Here is a 15837-nt window from a genome sequence, read left to right on the forward strand (position 1 = left end):
TAATAGGTTGACTTAAATATGGTAAACATTCCCCTTTCCCCTAAAAATAACATTAATTGGCGAACGGCCATTTTTATAGGTATGCTGATGTTCGGCAGCCTGCTGGCCAACGCGCAAAACCCTTGGGAAGCGCTTTCAAAGCGGCCGTCTACATTGGGTATAGAGTCAGGCATTGATACCTACAACACATCGGCGTTCAACTTAAAACTGGTAAAGGCCTCGCAAACCGTTGCCGGGTTGGAACCTAAAGTTGCCACGGGCTTTGATTTTACGCCTGCCGACCGTTTAAAACAACGCAGCAGCGACGGTATGTACCAGTTGGGCGATATCAATCTGCGTTTAAAAGCGGATGGCGATACGGCCTGGAAAAGTTTTTCTACCGCTACAAAACGCGCTCCAGTTAAAGCACTTGCCGTTAACGACTCTGTTTTGGCCGCTGCTGACCTGGCCGCAACCTTGCCCGTTGATATTCCGCTAAAGGTGGAACGTGTATGGAAGCAGCGTAACGGGCAGCTTATACTTGAATTCGTGCTTACCAATACATCAACCAAAGTAGTAGAGATTGGTGCGCTGGGTATGCCAATGATATTCAATAATATTCTGCAGGAAAAATCGCTTGAAAAGGCTCATGCCGAATGTGTTTTCTACGATCCGTATATAGGTAATGATGCAGGTTATCTGCAAGTGACCCGTTTAAGCGGTCAGGGTCCGGCTTTAGTAGTTGTGCCCGATGGAAGAACGCCTTTTGAAGCGTACAACCCATTGCTTGACGACCCGACCCCACGCGGCATCGACTTTGAAGGCTTTTATGAATGGATAGTGAGCAGTAAAGCTTATGCGGATAAGGAATGGAAGAAAGCGCAACCCTGGAACGAACCGACCTCATTAAGTTTAAAGCCCGGCGAAACACGCCGTATTGCTTTGAAATTTATATTGGCTGACGCGATCAGGGATATCGAGAAAACATTAATTGCCAATAATCGCCCGGTGGCTATGGGGGTACCGGGTTACATTATTCCACAGGATGTTGACGGGAAATTGTTTTTGAATTATAATAAGCAGATAACAGACATTAATGTACAACCTGAAGGCGCCTTAACTTTTACAAAACTGAGTGACGCCCCTAACGGTTGGGCCGCTTACCAGGTAAAGGGAAATACCTGGGGCAGGGTAAGGGTAACGGTAACCTATGCCGATGGACTGAAGCAAACCATCAGCTATAAAGTGATTAAGCCGGAAGAACAGGTAGTGAAGGATTTCGGCAACTTTTTGACCACCAAACAATGGTATCATAATGATAAGGATCTGTTTGGCCGCAGCAATTCAGTAATTACCTACGATTATGAGAAAAAAGCCAAGGTATTGCAGGATAGCCGTGCCTGGATAGTAGGCCTGAGCGATGAGGGGGGCGCGGGTAGCTGGCTGGGTGCCATGATGAAGGAAGTGATACAGCCCGACAAAGCGGAGGTGCAAAAGCTGCAACTTTTTGTTAACCATACCATTTGGGGCGGCTTGCAACACAGTGCCGGCAAAGAAAAATACGGGGTAAAGAAAAGCCTTTATTATTATGACCCGAAAAGTAAACCAGCAGGTACTTACAGCGACAGCGTAAATTACAAAACCTGGGCTGCCTGGGACAAAAAGGGCGCTGATGACATAGGCCGTTCATATAACTACCCGCATGTGGCGGCGGCACATTGGGCGTTGTACCGCCTGGCCCGTAACCATAAAGGGTTGGTGAGCGAGTATAACTGGCAATGGTATTTAACCAATGCTTATGGCACCAGCATGGCCATGATAACATTGGCACCATACTACGCGCAGTTCGGGCAGATGGAAGGTACCGTGTTTTACCTCATTTTGCAGGATTTAAAAGCCGAAGGCTGGGGCGAGATGGTTGGCAGACTTGAAGCCGCTATGCGTAAACGCGCCGATCACTGGCGTACATTACAGTACCCTTTTGGTAGTGAAATGCCTTGGGATTCAACAGGGCAGGAGGAGGTTTATGTATGGTCAAAATACTTTGGTTATGATGATAAGGCGCTGGTAACCCTGAATGCCATATTGGGTTATATGCCAACGGTACCGCACTGGGGTTATAATGGTTCTGCCCGCCGTTATTGGGACTTTTTGTACGGCGGTAAATTATCACGTGTTGAGCGGCAGTTGCATCACTATGGTTCGGGCCTTAATGCTATACCGGTGCTTGCTGGATATCGCAGTCAGCCGGATGATCTGTACCTGCTTCGGGTTGGTTATGGCGGTACGCTGGGCGCCATCTCAAACATCACCGAAGATGGTTTTGGCCCGGCAGCATTCCACTCGTTCCCGTCAACCTTAAGAATAGACTATCTGTCAGGCGACTATGGCCCTAACTTTTTTGGCTATGCCGTAAATACTGCCACCTATTTGGTTAACGATGCAACCTTTGGCTGGTTGGGCTTTGGCGGCAATGTTACAACAAAAGGAGATGTGGTAAACGTAGCCATAACCACGGCTGCAAAATCAAGGGTATTTATAGCGCCTGCCAAACTTTGGCTTACGCTCGACGCGGGCAAGTTTAAAACCGTATCGTACAATTCAAAAACCGGCCAGGTCAGTTTTACATTGGATAAAGGAGATAATTATACACCAAACGCTTATCTACGTATAGAGGGCGGTAACGGCCAATATCAGTTGCAGCAAACCAAAGTAAGAGGCGCGTACGTTTTGCCGTTAAACAGCAAGTCTACCGTTAGCTTTAAGCTGAAAAAATAACATTCGTTCTTTCTATTTTCATATTTGTTTTGCGCCGGGCATTCGTGTCCGGCTTTTTTGTTTAATGCCGATTATTTGGCGCTTGTTATTAATTGTTTTAATTTACAACCATCAACCAATTAAATACAATTATGAACTGCAAGTATATTTATCTCTTGTTACTGTTAGTGTTTTTCGCCTCGATCTCTTTTGCACAAACAGGCAAAGGCTCCGTAGCTGATGTAGCTTTTATACAAGGTAACTGGAAAGCCACTACGCCGGATGGCCGCACCATTGAGGGATCGTGGCTACCGCCTAAAGGCGAAAATATGCTGGGTTTTATGCGGATGATGAAAGGGGACAAGCCCGACCTGTACGAGATATTAGCATACGAACAAACCGACAAAGGGCTAACATCCATGGTAAAACACTTTCAACCCGGTTTAATAGCCAATGAGGAAAAGGATAAGCAGGACAGATACGTTTTTATAGAGGCATCAAAAAATCGCGCTGTGTTTGAAAAAGAAGGAGAGGCAACGCTGCGCATACTTTACGAAAAGCGCTCGCACAATCAATTTGTAATAGCCCGCGGCAGCCAAAAGGATGGCCAATGGGTTTTTGAGGATTTGTTTGTGTTTAACAGGATGAAGTGATGTTTAAGTGGCTTTAAAATATAAAAGTGAACATTTTTGAAGTGAATCTGTAAAAATTTAAATCCTAGGCTTTGTGATCAATGGTTTTTTATATTTGCCGATGTTAATATTACTTATTCCTTATCAAGTGAAGAAATGCCTCTCAGTTATTGTAATCACGCTTTCGGCGATTACATCATCATGTAAAAAAGATAAAGTCGAAGTTGAAGTCAATCCAGCTGATGCCATTGTAGGTTATTGGAGTTTAAATCGCGTTTCAACAGACCTGTATTATAAAAAAGACGTTGTAAAATCAAGAGATGAGAAATTTGCCGACGTTCGGTATATAGATAATGTGGAATTTAGGCAGGATGGCACAGGCGCGATGATGGAGAAGGGGCGTGAATTTAGAAGATTTAATTATCGTATTGAAAAGAATGAAATTTATTTTTCTGGCGTAACCGCCTTAGATCGTACCCAGTGGGTAAGTGAGCGTAATTCGATGGGAATTGTAGCGCATGTGGACGGTAATAATTTCGTGCTTGCCTACGACACCTTTTTGCTTAAAGATTTCATTGAAGATGATATTCTTTATGATCGTTATCGAACGTTTTATCACTTCAGTAAATAAGACAGTTTTAGTCAGGAACGATTCAATTAGTGAGAATGATTAACCGTTCATTAGCTTTAAATGCGCTATGACTTTTCTTAAGCTTATCAGTTTCCAAATTTCAATGGTATAGATACCGTTTACAATTGCCTGAATCATCAAACCATTTGCAGTAAGCGCCAGATCGGTTGGTTTTTATAATAGCTTGGCTTTCGTAACCTATAATAGCGGTCAGTTATTAATTAAGTTGTTGCGCACCTGTAGCAACAGCTTAAGCTTTTAGATTATGCTCTGTTTAACAAGGCTTTTATAAGCTTCAATTATTATCTGTAAAACCCGGACATTTCTCCCTTTACGCTTAGTCCCACATGGTGCCGTTTAAGCCTAAGACTGCACCTATCCAATGTATAATTATAAAAGCCACTGACGCCAATATTATACCAATTATACGCCTGGTAAAACGGCTTTTAAACAACCGGTTTATCAGCGAGAAAACCAAACCGCCAAAAGCGCCTGCCAATTGAGTTAATATTAGCGGTTTATGCATCCATAACCTGCCCCACTCGGGTTTGGGGTTATCTACGCCAAATACAAAGACAGCAATTACCGCGAATGCGATAAGGCCATCTATCAAAACTGGCTTAAACATTATTTTTTGATTTTATTAAACGTATATCATACAATAATTAATCGATTTTGAACTTTGGAAAAACCTATATGCTCTGTTATATTAACCGATTATAGCATTATATAAGTAATTATGAACTTAAAATGCTCGCAAAAGATGAGATTATTTTTTTTTATTGTTTTTTTTACAATTAAAAATATTCATTTATATTTGGTTGTTATCAATTATAAAACCAAGTAATTCGATTTTTTCATGAACAGGATTTGTACTTCTTTGAGAGTGCTGTCTGCGATGTTGATGTTAGACTTTTTTGAGCCGCTGAAATTATCGTGCTTTATAAGCCGCTCTAAGTTTTACATCAGCTGTTGACCTGGCGCTTGCTATATCGTTGCAAGTTTTAAGGGTTTTTTATTAACTGATTATAGCCAATTATAATTCGGACAGGAAGCCTTTTGCCTAAGCTGTTCAGGTTATTGCTACGTGTTTGATTTACTAAGCTTGTAACAACTAAATTATTATAAATCCGATTAATGTAATACCATGATGCCGCCTTAAACATAGCCGTTCCGTGCAGCAACGCTGCCTTTTAAAACGTTCTATAATCTCTAATCTAATTTAAACTGTAAACATATGAGGAAAAACTACTTTCTGTTTTTACGGAAACTGTGCGCCACTATGCTGTTGCTGTTTGTTGCTTTATTTGTTAAGGCGCAGCAGGTAACGGTGCAAGGGGTGGTGCAGGACACCGTTGGCGGTATTCCCGGTGCAACCGTTATAGTTAAAGGTGGTGGCCAGGGCACTAATACCGATAACCTGGGCCGCTATAAGTTCAAAGCGGCATCCAATGCTACCTTAACCTATTCGGCCATAGGCTATAAACCAAAGCAGGTGCTACTTTCAAATTACAAGGCTGATGCAGCGGGCGTTATAAAAATTGACGTATCGCTTGAGGTTAATACCACCTCACTCGAAGAGGTGGCCGTTACCGGTTTTGGTAATACACAAAAAAAGGCCAGCCTGGTTAGCTCTATTACCACGGTAAGCGTTAAGGATCTGAAAACGCCATCATCCAACCTTACCAACGCGCTTGCGGGCAGGGTAGCGGGTATAATCGCTTTTCAGGGTAGTGGCGAGCCGGGTTTGGGTACTGATAACTCCACTTTTTATATCAGGGGCTTATCTACATTCGGTTCGGGTAAGCAAGATCCCTTGATCCTGATAGACGGTATCGAATCGTCATCTACAGACATGGCCCGCCTGCAGCCGGATGATATATCCGATTTTTCGGTGCTGAAAGATGCGGCCGCGGCTTCGATATATGGCGCACGCGGTGCAAACGGCGTTGTACTCATCAATACCAAAATGGGTAAGGATGCCGCGCCGCAATTTAACTTCAGGGTGGAGAACCGCATGTCGCGCAATACACGCGATTATGAATTTGCCGACAATATTACTTATATGAATATGAGTAATGAGGCTGTGCTTACCCGTAACCCTAACGGCGTTGAACCTTACTCACAAAATAAAATAAACAGCACACGTGCCGGCGAAGACCCATACCTGTACCCCAACAACAACTGGATACAAAAACTGATTAAAGATTATACCATTAACCAGGGCTATAACCTTAACATCAGCGGTGGATCAAACAGGGCGAGGTACTATATAGCAGGTACCTACAATAAGGATAATGGTATACTTAAAATAGAGCCTATTAATGATTTTAATACCAATATCAGCCTTAAAAACTACTCGCTCCGCTCAAACGTTGACTTTAACGTTAGCAAAAGCACGGTGTTGATAGTGCGTATGTATGGCCAGTTTGATGATTATCAGGGTCCGATAGGCGGATTTAATGAAAGCGGCGCCCGTATATCAGGCGGTGAGCAAACTTTCCGCAACGCGCTTAATGCTAACCCGGTTATGTTTCCGGCAGTGTATCCGGCATCAAAGCTTCCGTTTATTGAGCACCCGCTGTTTGGTTCGGCGCAAACCCGTAATTCCGATTTGAGCCTTAGCTCAACCATGTATATTAACCCTTATGCCGAGATGGTTAAAGGTTACCAGGTTTATAAAACATCAAACCTGCAGCCTCAATTGGAGCTGAAGCAAAATCTGGACGGCATTACGCCGGGGCTTACCGCGCGTGCAATGGGTTATTTACGCCGTATATCATTCTATCGTGTAAACCGTAGCTATGTACCTTTTTATTACTCTGCTATCATCAATCCGCAGGATCAATCTTACTCACTTCAGCCACTTAACGATGGCTCGGCCAATTCATTACAGCCGGTAGGCCGTGAGTTTCTGGACTATAACCAGGATGCCAAGGAAATCGACTCACGTTTCTGGCTTGAGGGCGCGGTTAATTACAACCGTACCTTTAAAAAGAAACACACGGTAAGCGGTATGTTGGTATCATATATGTCGAGCTACGAAAATGCCAACGCTACCAGTCTTATCCAATCGTTACCTGCACGTAACGCAGGTGTGTCCGGCCGTTTTTCATACGGATATGATGACCGTTATTTAGCCGAGTTCAATTTTGGTTATAATGGTTCTGAACGTTTTGACAGGCGTAACCGCTGGGGTTTCTTCCCGTCGATAGGTGTGGGTTACCGCATCTCGCAGGAGAAATTCTTTGAACCGCTGCGCGACATTGTTAGTAACCTGAAATTCCGTGCAACTTACGGTTTGGTGGGTAATGATGCTATCGGTAACGTTAACGAGCGTTTCTTCTACATGTCAAACGTAAACCTTAATGATGGTGGTTTTGGCGCTACGTTTGGCCGTAATGATGGTACCGCTGTTTATAACCGAAACGGGGTATCGATTTCACGTTACGCTAACAGCAACATTACCTGGGAACGGTCAAAACAAATCAACCTGGGTATGGACTTGAGCATAGCCAACGCGTTTGATTTGATTGTAGATGCCTACAAGCAGGACCGTTCAAACATCCTGCAGCCTATATCAAATATTGATAACGCGGCGGGTTTAATGGCTGTTCCGTTCTCAAACTTCGGTAAAGTTAGCGCCAAGGGTGTTGATCTGTCGGGCAGCTACCGTGCAAATCTTTCAAAGGATTTCTCCATCAACGCGCGTGGTACATTTACCTATGCCACTACCCGTATTGAGCGTATTGACGAGTTGCCATATTCAAGCGATCTTGCTTACCTGTCGCGCAAAGGCTATTCTATTAACCAGGCTTGGGGGTATGTTGCTGAGCGTTTATTTGCCGATGATGAGGAGGTTGCTAACTCGCCTGTTCAGTTTGGTAATACTAACCTGCGCGCGGGGGATATTAAATACCGCGATATCAACAAAGATGGTATTATAAACAGCGATGACCAGGTAGCCATTGGCTATCCAACACAGCCTGAAATTATTTATGGTTTTGGTTCAAGTTTTTACTATAAAAACCTCGATTTCAGCTTTTACTTCCAGGGTGCCGCACGTTTCTCGTTCTTTATTAACTCGGCACAAATTCAGCCTTTTTACCAAAGCGGCGGTTACCAAACCGGCTTGCTGCAGGCTGTTGCTAATGATTACTGGTCAGAAACCAACCCTAACTTATACGCTTTCTGGCCTCGTTTAAGTACCTACCGTATTGATAACAACAACCAGATATCAACCTGGTGGATGCGTAACGGCAGCTTTTTGAGGCTCAAGAATTTAGAGTTCGGTTATACTTTCAATAACCTGAAAAAAGTGAAAATGCAGCGTGCCCGTCTTTATTTCTCTGCAACCAACTTGTTTATAGTGAGTGGTTTCAAAATGTGGGATGCAGAAATGAGGGGTAACGGATTGAACTATCCGCTGCAATCACTATATAACCTGGGTGTACAAGTTAATTTTTAACAGCAAGCAACATGAATACACAAAAAAATACACATAAACCAGGCGCCGGCAAATTTATGGCTGGCTTTGGCAAAGTTATAAACGGCAAAAAAAGCCGCCTGATAGCTGTGGCAGGATTGTTAGCTATAGCATCGGGCTTATCGGCCTGTAAAAAATATCTGGATATAGTGCCTGATAACGTAGCCGTTATTGAAAACGCCTTTAAATTGCGTACCGAGGCAGAAAAATACCTGTTTACCTGCTACTCATACCTGCCAAAAAATGGTGACGGCTGGTTTAATGCCGGGCTTATGAGCGGCGACGAAATCTGGTTGCCACAAAGCGATCAGGCGCATTGGCACCCGGCTTTCCGTATAGCGCAGGGGCAGCAAAATAAGGACAGGCCTTTGTTTAACGAGTGGGGCGGCGATTTAAAAGGAGGCGACGGCCGTTATAACTACCTGGTAATGTTCAGGGGAATACGCCATTGCAATATCTTTCTTGAAAATATTAAGGATCAAACCAAAGTACCCGACCTGAGCGCCTCTGAACGCGAAAGGTGGATAGGCGAGGTTGAATTCCTGAAAGCCTATTACCATTACTACCTGTTGCGTATGTATGGCCCGATACCGATCATCGATAAAAACGTGCCTGAATCATCGGCACCTGAGGATCTGTATTACAAGCGTATGCCGGTTGATGATTGTGTGAACTATATATCGGCTTTGCTTGATGATGCTATCACGAAACTTCCACCGCGTATTGTTGACGAGAATAAAGAGCTTGGCCGCACTACGCAGGTTATCGCGCTCGCGGTTAAGGCTAAGCTTTGGTTAATGGCGGCAAGCCCGCTGTTTAACGGTAACAGCGATTTTGCCGGTTTCCGTGATAAGGAAGGTGTTGCGTTGTTTAACCCGACGGTTGATCAAACCAAATGGGAAAAAGCACGCGATGCGGCCAAGGCAGCGATTGATGCGGCCGAAGCCAACGGCAACGCGCTTTATACTTACCGTAACGACGTATTTAACCTGAGTACCGAAACAAAAACACAGTTAAATATTCGCAATGCCGTTACCGACAGGTGGGGTACCGAAGTGGTTTGGGCTTTATCAAACAGCTACTTTGTTAACGAGGCGCTGTGTATGCCGCCGCTGGTACGTGGCTCTAATACCGACAGGTTTCAGTTACAGGGCGTTTGGGCTGCGCCGATCAAGATCGCCAAAATGTTTTACAGCAAGAACGGCGTTCCCATTGATGAAGATAAAACACTCGATTTTACTAACTACATGCAAACCCGTGCTGCTGTAACATCCGAGCAGTTTTATATCGAACCAAACTTTGTAACAGCACGCCTGAACTATGATCGCGAACCACGCTTTTATGCCGATTTAGGGTTTGATGGTGGCCGCTGGTATATGAAGGACGGAACCACCACTGGTAGCGATGTTAACGGTATGTACGTACAGATGAAGAACGCGCAAACTGCCGGTTTCGGCCATTTTACCAACTGGAACGAAACTGGTTACTTCATCAAGAAATTGGTTCATTGGGAATCAACTACTAATAGTAACAATGCGCCTACCTGGAAAAGCTATCCATGGCCCGAGATCAGGCTGGCAGATTTGTACCTGATGTATGCCGAAGCACTTAACGAGGTTGAGCCGGCATCGCCGATGGCTATATCGTATGTTGACAAAATAAGAACCCGTGCTGGTTTAAACGGAGTGGTTGAATCATGGAGCAACTTTTCGCGCAATCCGGGTAAATATGGCAGCCAGGATGGTTTACGCTCTATAATCCATCGCGAACGTATGATTGAACTTGCTTTTGAAGGTCAGCGTTTTTGGGACCTACGCCGTTGGAAACAATCGGGCGAAGAGCTTAACAAGGACATTACCGGTTTCAGTATATTAGGTAAAACAACCGAGGCTTATAATATTGAGCGTACCATTTTCAACCAAACTTTCATCGCTCCGCGCGATTATTTTTGGCCGATAGGTAACTACGAAACCAGGCGCAATCCAAAGCTTGTTGAAAATCCGGGATGGTAATTATAAACTTTAAAACAGTTGTAATATGAAATTAATGAAATTGATCAGGTATATCCCCGTTATGGCGACGCTGTTATGGCTGTCATCATGTAAAGAGGATATGGACTATAAAACACCTGCCGGCGGCGACGGCTCGGTGCCGCAGGTAGTAAGCAATGTAACGGTAGAAAACCTCGCCGGCAAAGCCCGCATTACTTATAAATTGCCTAATGATAAAAATTTGTTATACGTAAAAGCGGTTTACAAAAACTCTGCCGGTGCAATGGCCGAGACCAAGTCATCATACTACAAGGACACACTTACTGTAGAGGGTTTTGCCGATACTTTGGAGCACGATATCAGCTTGTATTCGGTTAGCCGCAGCGAAGTACTTTCGCAGCCGGTGGTAGTAAAAGTAAGACCGCTTGAGGCACCGTTTAAAAAAGTGTTTAAAACCATTTCGGTAATCAACGCTTTCGGCGGCTATAACCTTACAGCTTCAAACCCTACGCGCGATAACGTGGCAATTATAGTAATGAAACGTAACGCCTTCAACCAGTTTGAGGTGGATAACTTCAAAAGTATCTATACCCGTACGGACGACATCGTCTCCAAGATACGCGGATTGGATACTACCACGCATGAATACGCAGTTTATGTGAAAGATAAATGGGGCAATAATTCAGACACGCTGATGGTAAACGTTAAACCCATTTATGAGGCTAAACTTGATCCCTCAAAATTCCGGGGTTTTGTATTGCCGGGCGATGCGCCACAGGTAACCAACGGCGCCCGGCTGGAGTACGCTTGGGATGGTAATTTAGGCTGGCCGTATACCAGTTTTACCGCGCAGGTAACCGGCGGTACAAACCCGCACATAATTACATTTGACACCGGTGTGGAAGCTAAAATAAGCCGCATCTGGATAAGGCCATTCCCTGAGGGTACCAGGTTCTATTACCTGTCAACCATGCGCCGGTTTGAAATTTATGGCTCAACCAATCCATCCCTGAATGGCGCGCTTGATGGCAGCTGGACGTTGATGGGCAGCTATGAGGTTAAAAAGCCGTCAGGCTTACCATATGGTACCGATAATGCCGAAGACCAGGCTACTGCGGCTGCCGGCTTTAGCTGGGAGGTTGACCTGAATGCGCCTAAAGTTCGCTACATACGCATCCGCTGCCTCGAAAACTGGGCCGGTGGTACCGCGCAAAGTATAAACGAGCTTGAGGTTTATGGTTCAACGCTTTAACTTTTAACGATCAATGTTTATGAAACATAAATTTCAAAATAAAATAAAAGCGTTATTGGCTGTTGCCGCGGTTGGTACGCTTACATTCTCGTGCTCAAAGTGGGATGAGTTTAAGAAATATAAAGAGGGTGGCGAAATCATTTACACCGGTAAGTTAGATTCGGTTAAGTTTCTGTCGGGCAACCAGCGCATCAGGCTTAAAGCCATGCTTAAGGCTGATCCAAAGCTGACTAAGGTGAAGATTTTGTGGAACGGCGGTAAGGACTCCGTTGTATATGATGTGGATATGCAAACCGAGCCACGCGAGTTCGTTCGTACTTTCCCGATGGAAGAGGGGATCAAAAACTTTGTTATCTACACGTATGACGCTGCCGGAAACCAGTCGGTAGCGGTTAACGCGGTAGGGCAGGTGTATGGCCCTCGTTATCAAAACGGTTTAAATAACCGTGTGGTGAGCGCTGCTGCCACTTTGGTTGATACCACTAAAATCGACTGGTTACCGATTGATCTCTCGGCCGGGCCAATTGCTACCGAGATTACATACCTTTCAAAAACCGGTACAAAAACCATACTTACGCCAATAGCGCAGGATCGAACCATAATAGGAGACCTTGACGCAAGCGCATCAACATTTACTTACCGTACACTGTTTAAGCCACAACCTACCAGTATTGATACTTTTTACACCGAGCCGGTAGAGGTGAAAGTTACAAAGGAGTATTTACGTAATACCAAAATCCCGTTTGAAACTGTACTGAATAGCGACAGGTGGGCGATACCTAGATATTGGAAAACCAATGCGGCGGTGCTTAATTTCACTAACGGTGCGGGTACCAAGTTTGGTGGTGTCGACTTTTGGTTCGGCGGCCCTCAACTGGCTATGGAAGCGGGTTGGTCGTCAGATAACATGGTAACCATCACCAATGGTAAAATTTACCAGACGGCTGAATTGCCTGCCGGTAATTATACCTTCGAGATGGATATACCTGATTGTACGCAAAACGGTAACTTCTACACAGTTGCTGCCGAAGGGTCGATCATTCCGGATATTGAAAACCTATCGTCAGCTATCAGCTATGCTAAAACAAGTACCACAGGTACCCACAAAATCAGCTTTAAGCTTACGTCAACCAAAACCGTATCAATGGGTTTTGTAGGCACGTTGCAAAACAAGGGCTGCTGCGATGGTACTTTTTGGCGCATAAGCGCGGTAAGGCTAAAACAAGCGCCTTTGTAGTATAATTGATATACCTGCGCCTTATTATAAAAAGAGCTGCCCGGCTTAACGCGGGGCAGCTCTTTTGTTTTTAATCCTTTTATCAGTTGTTAAATCATTCCGTGCCGGTAGTTGCTTTTTTCTCCGTTAACTTTTTGCGGATGGTATAAGTGCCGTAAACAAACATCAGCGCTATAAAAACATAAACCCATTTAGGGATATTACGCCCCACTAAAATGATGTAAACATAAGGTATGCTGAAAGCAATTGCCGAAATGAGTATGGGCACCAGTACGGATGCTTTCCGGCGTGCGCGGTTGGCTGTCCATACCAAACTGCCTATAAATGTTGGTTTGCTGATGAAATACAGGATGCCGAGTGTTAACGGGTCAACGTCATACTCGTCACCAAGAGCGGTGAGCCAATCGCTGAACGAGTTGAAGTATTCTTCCATCGTTGCAATTTTAAATCGAATTATCGGGATTACTACTAAATCTGCGTAAAAATATGGAAGTAATATTTTCTGCGTAAGAATAGTTGCTGCTGTTGGGGTTAGAAATAAAAATCCCTTCGCTGATTACAGGAAGGGATATTTGTTTGGAGCGAAAGACGAGATTCGAACTCGCGACCCCGACCTTGGCAAGGTCGTGCTCTACCAACTGAGCTACTTTCGCGTTGTCTTAATAATAAAGCCCTGATATTTATCAAGGCTTTATGCCTGCAAAGGTATAAATTCCGGCTTATTTATAAAATCAATTTTTTAATATATAGCTGATGATATTATAATAAGTTGATTTATAGCCCAAAAAATATCGTTTTTGTCAGTTGCACATCCATCAGCGTTTTGATAATAAACTGCAGCAATTTTTAAGGGCACTTGTGTACCCAGGCATCTAAATCGCGCTTTTTAAGTATCAAGGTATAACCTAATGAATTTGCTACCGGGCAGTATTGGTTGTTAAATGTGTTCTCCAGTGTTTCATCAGTATACTCAACTGCAAATACAGGCTTTTTCTGTTGGATGTATGGCTTAACATCGTTTTGCCAGCCTTGTTTAAAGGCATCTTCGGTAAGTATCCAGTCAAACTTTGCGGCAAATTCTCCGGTTAGTTCAGGCACGTTTTTTTGGCCAATGCCTAAACCGTTTGTGTGTGCCAGGGTTATCAGGTAGTCCAGATATTTCCGGGTATCAGCAACGCTGAGGTTGAAACCCGTGTTATTAGAGTAGCTATCAAGATTATCAGGTTCCACTGCATCAAAACCTTTTTTCAAGATCATGTTAAACCTGGAGTTAAGCCACGGTTTAAGCTTTTCAATCTGCCTGATGTCAATCCATTTTTCATGCGGCCACTCGTCGTACGTTTTACCGATCACCTCTTTAGGCAGGAGTGCGCCATCCGGCCGGTCGTCCTCAAAAGTACCTACAGATAGATAAGCCACAACCTTTTTGCCTTGCGCGTGCAACCCCGCTACGGTTTCTGCCGATGTGGTAAAGGCATCCACATCAACTACACTTCCACTAAAAGAATCTGAAGCGCTTACATCATCAAGTTGCCAATCAAAAGTTACACCTGCAGATGGTTGCCACCAGGTGGTTTTGCCGCCGGGTAAATCTGATGGATCAATGGTATCAGACGTGTTGTTTTCCGTTGAATTTTTTTTGCAGGATGTGGCCAGGATAAGTATCGAAGCCAATACGATAAAGTTTTGATTAAGCATTTGTATGATTGTGAATGCTTAAACGTGCAAACCTGTTTTATTGTATATCGCGTTGTTAATTTTACCAAACCGGCGAAATACAAAAGGGCAGCTTATTTTGCTGCCCTTTATAAGGTTACTTTTTTTTAGCTCGTGGGTTAGGCCCAGCCTTTGATTCCATATCTTTTACGGTTTTCTCTTTAAATTCACTCAGCGCATCAGCCAGGCCCTGTAATTCAGGGTCAAGTCCCGGGGCAAATTCTTCAGGCCGCTCAGGCGCCACAGGTATCGGGTATGATTCATCCGGCTCTTTCTTAGTAATCAGCTCAGTGCCATCATTAGCAGGCGCGCTGCCGCTGAAAATTTTCTCCATCTCTGATGAATCAAGGCGGAAATGATACTGCTCGCGGTGTATACCTGCATCCAGTAGTTTTTTTACTTCCGGATATTGCGACGAATCAAACTTAGGTATCGGCAGTGCCTTGGCCCAGTCAACGCCTAAAGTCTCCAGTGCTTTGGCAAAAGCCATTTGGTGAGCCTCATCCCTTACAATCAGAAAGGAAATAGTAGCCCTGAGCGTTTTGTTGGACGACATCTGGTATATCCGTGATTTCTGGATCCGGCCGGTCGCTTCAAGTACCAGGTTATCCATCAAATCCAGCACAAGGTTACCGTGGTTGTGCACGTATGATCCGCTCCAGGGGTTGCCGGCCGCATCAACAGGCAGGGCGCCTTGTGCGCCAACAATAAAGTGATGCGGGTTTTTGGCATGTTTGCCTACATCGAGCGTAGGTTCGCCGCCTTTGCCCGGCGTATCAAATTTATCGCCGTTGTAGCGTGGGGAACCGTCCAGCAATTGTGAAATTGTTTTGGTGATCAGTTCAACGTGGCTTATCTCCTCAATACCGATGCCCTGTATCAGGTCGAGGTAGGGTATACCATCGCCGCGGAAGTTAAAACTTTGAAACAGGAACTGCATCATGGTGCGCATTTCGCCAAATTGCCCGCCCAGGCCTTCCTGTAAGGCATTTGCTGCCGCCGGATCCGGTTCGTCCATAACGATCGGATTGATTAATTTTTGGATGTGGTAAAACATAGATAGTTGATATTTGAGTAATTTATAACTTAAAATATTAACTAAATTTTAAATAATTAGTTTTAAAGTTTATCAAATAGATTGAAATCAAAAAATTTA

At 44.3% G+C, this 15837-nt stretch carries 11 protein-coding genes and 1 tRNA gene; 7 read left to right on the forward strand and 5 right to left on the reverse strand.

Features of this window, described 5'->3' with window-relative positions; genetic code table 11:
* Positions 1 to 18: 18 nt before the first annotated feature.
* The 3 genes from ABD960_RS07050 to ABD960_RS07060 all read left to right on the forward strand — a co-directional run bounded on the left by ABD960_RS07050 (position 19) and on the right by ABD960_RS07060 (position 3999).
* A complete protein-coding gene (locus ABD960_RS07050) occupies positions 19 to 2757 on the forward strand; it encodes a DUF5695 domain-containing protein (RefSeq protein ID WP_345330237.1) in 2739 nt (912 codons plus the stop codon).
* Positions 2758 to 2888: 131 nt separating this feature from the next.
* Complete coding sequence (locus ABD960_RS07055; RefSeq protein WP_345330239.1) at positions 2889 to 3389, forward strand: DUF6265 family protein; 501 nt, start codon at positions 2889 to 2891, stop codon at positions 3387 to 3389.
* A gap of 127 nt (positions 3390 to 3516) precedes the next feature.
* A complete protein-coding gene (locus tag ABD960_RS07060; protein WP_345330241.1) occupies positions 3517 to 3999 on the forward strand; it encodes a hypothetical protein in 483 nt (160 codons plus the stop codon).
* A 337-nt stretch (positions 4000 to 4336) separates the two neighbouring features.
* Here the strand turns inward: ABD960_RS07060 and ABD960_RS07065 are convergent, their stop codons facing one another.
* On the reverse strand, positions 4337 to 4627 hold the full coding sequence (locus ABD960_RS07065) for a hypothetical protein (RefSeq protein WP_345330243.1): 291 nt from the start codon (positions 4625 to 4627) through the stop codon (positions 4337 to 4339).
* 609 nt (positions 4628 to 5236) lie between these two features.
* Between ABD960_RS07065 and ABD960_RS07070 the strand changes: the two genes are divergently transcribed.
* Genes ABD960_RS07070 through ABD960_RS07085 form a run of 4 tightly spaced genes read left to right on the forward strand, consistent with a single transcriptional unit; the run spans position 5237 to position 12965 of the window.
* On the forward strand, positions 5237 to 8467 hold the full coding sequence (locus ABD960_RS07070; protein WP_345330245.1) for a SusC/RagA family TonB-linked outer membrane protein: 3231 nt from the start codon (positions 5237 to 5239) through the stop codon (positions 8465 to 8467).
* 11 nt (positions 8468 to 8478) lie between these two features.
* A complete protein-coding gene (locus tag ABD960_RS07075) occupies positions 8479 to 10497 on the forward strand; it encodes a RagB/SusD family nutrient uptake outer membrane protein (protein ID WP_345330247.1) in 2019 nt (672 codons plus the stop codon).
* A gap of 25 nt (positions 10498 to 10522) precedes the next feature.
* A complete protein-coding gene (locus ABD960_RS07080) occupies positions 10523 to 11728 on the forward strand; it encodes a DUF4959 domain-containing protein (RefSeq protein ID WP_345330249.1) in 1206 nt (401 codons plus the stop codon).
* 19 nt (positions 11729 to 11747) lie between these two features.
* Positions 11748 to 12965: a DUF4998 domain-containing protein gene (locus tag ABD960_RS07085; RefSeq protein ID WP_345330251.1), complete on the forward strand. Its 1218-nt coding sequence runs from the start codon at positions 11748 to 11750 to the stop codon at positions 12963 to 12965.
* Between the two features lie 94 nt (positions 12966 to 13059).
* Here ABD960_RS07085 and ABD960_RS07090 read toward each other — a convergent pair whose 3' ends face one another.
* From ABD960_RS07090 to ABD960_RS07105, 4 genes are all read right to left on the reverse strand, one after another.
* The gene (locus ABD960_RS07090) at positions 13060 to 13398 is read right to left on the reverse strand and encodes a hypothetical protein (protein WP_345330253.1); all 339 of its coding nucleotides are present in this window, start codon (positions 13396 to 13398) and stop codon (positions 13060 to 13062) included.
* 144 nt (positions 13399 to 13542) lie between these two features.
* Positions 13543 to 13618: transfer RNA gene (locus tag ABD960_RS07095), tRNA-Gly, on the reverse strand.
* Between the two features lie 193 nt (positions 13619 to 13811).
* Positions 13812 to 14663: an endo alpha-1,4 polygalactosaminidase gene (locus ABD960_RS07100; RefSeq protein WP_345330255.1), complete on the reverse strand. Its 852-nt coding sequence runs from the start codon at positions 14661 to 14663 to the stop codon at positions 13812 to 13814.
* 115 nt (positions 14664 to 14778) lie between these two features.
* A complete protein-coding gene (locus ABD960_RS07105; RefSeq protein ID WP_345330257.1) occupies positions 14779 to 15738 on the reverse strand; it encodes a manganese catalase family protein in 960 nt (319 codons plus the stop codon).
* Positions 15739 to 15837: the final 99 nt, after the last annotated feature.

Source organism: Mucilaginibacter defluvii, assembly GCF_039543225.1.
Taxonomy (GTDB): domain Bacteria; phylum Bacteroidota; class Bacteroidia; order Sphingobacteriales; family Sphingobacteriaceae; genus Mucilaginibacter; species Mucilaginibacter defluvii.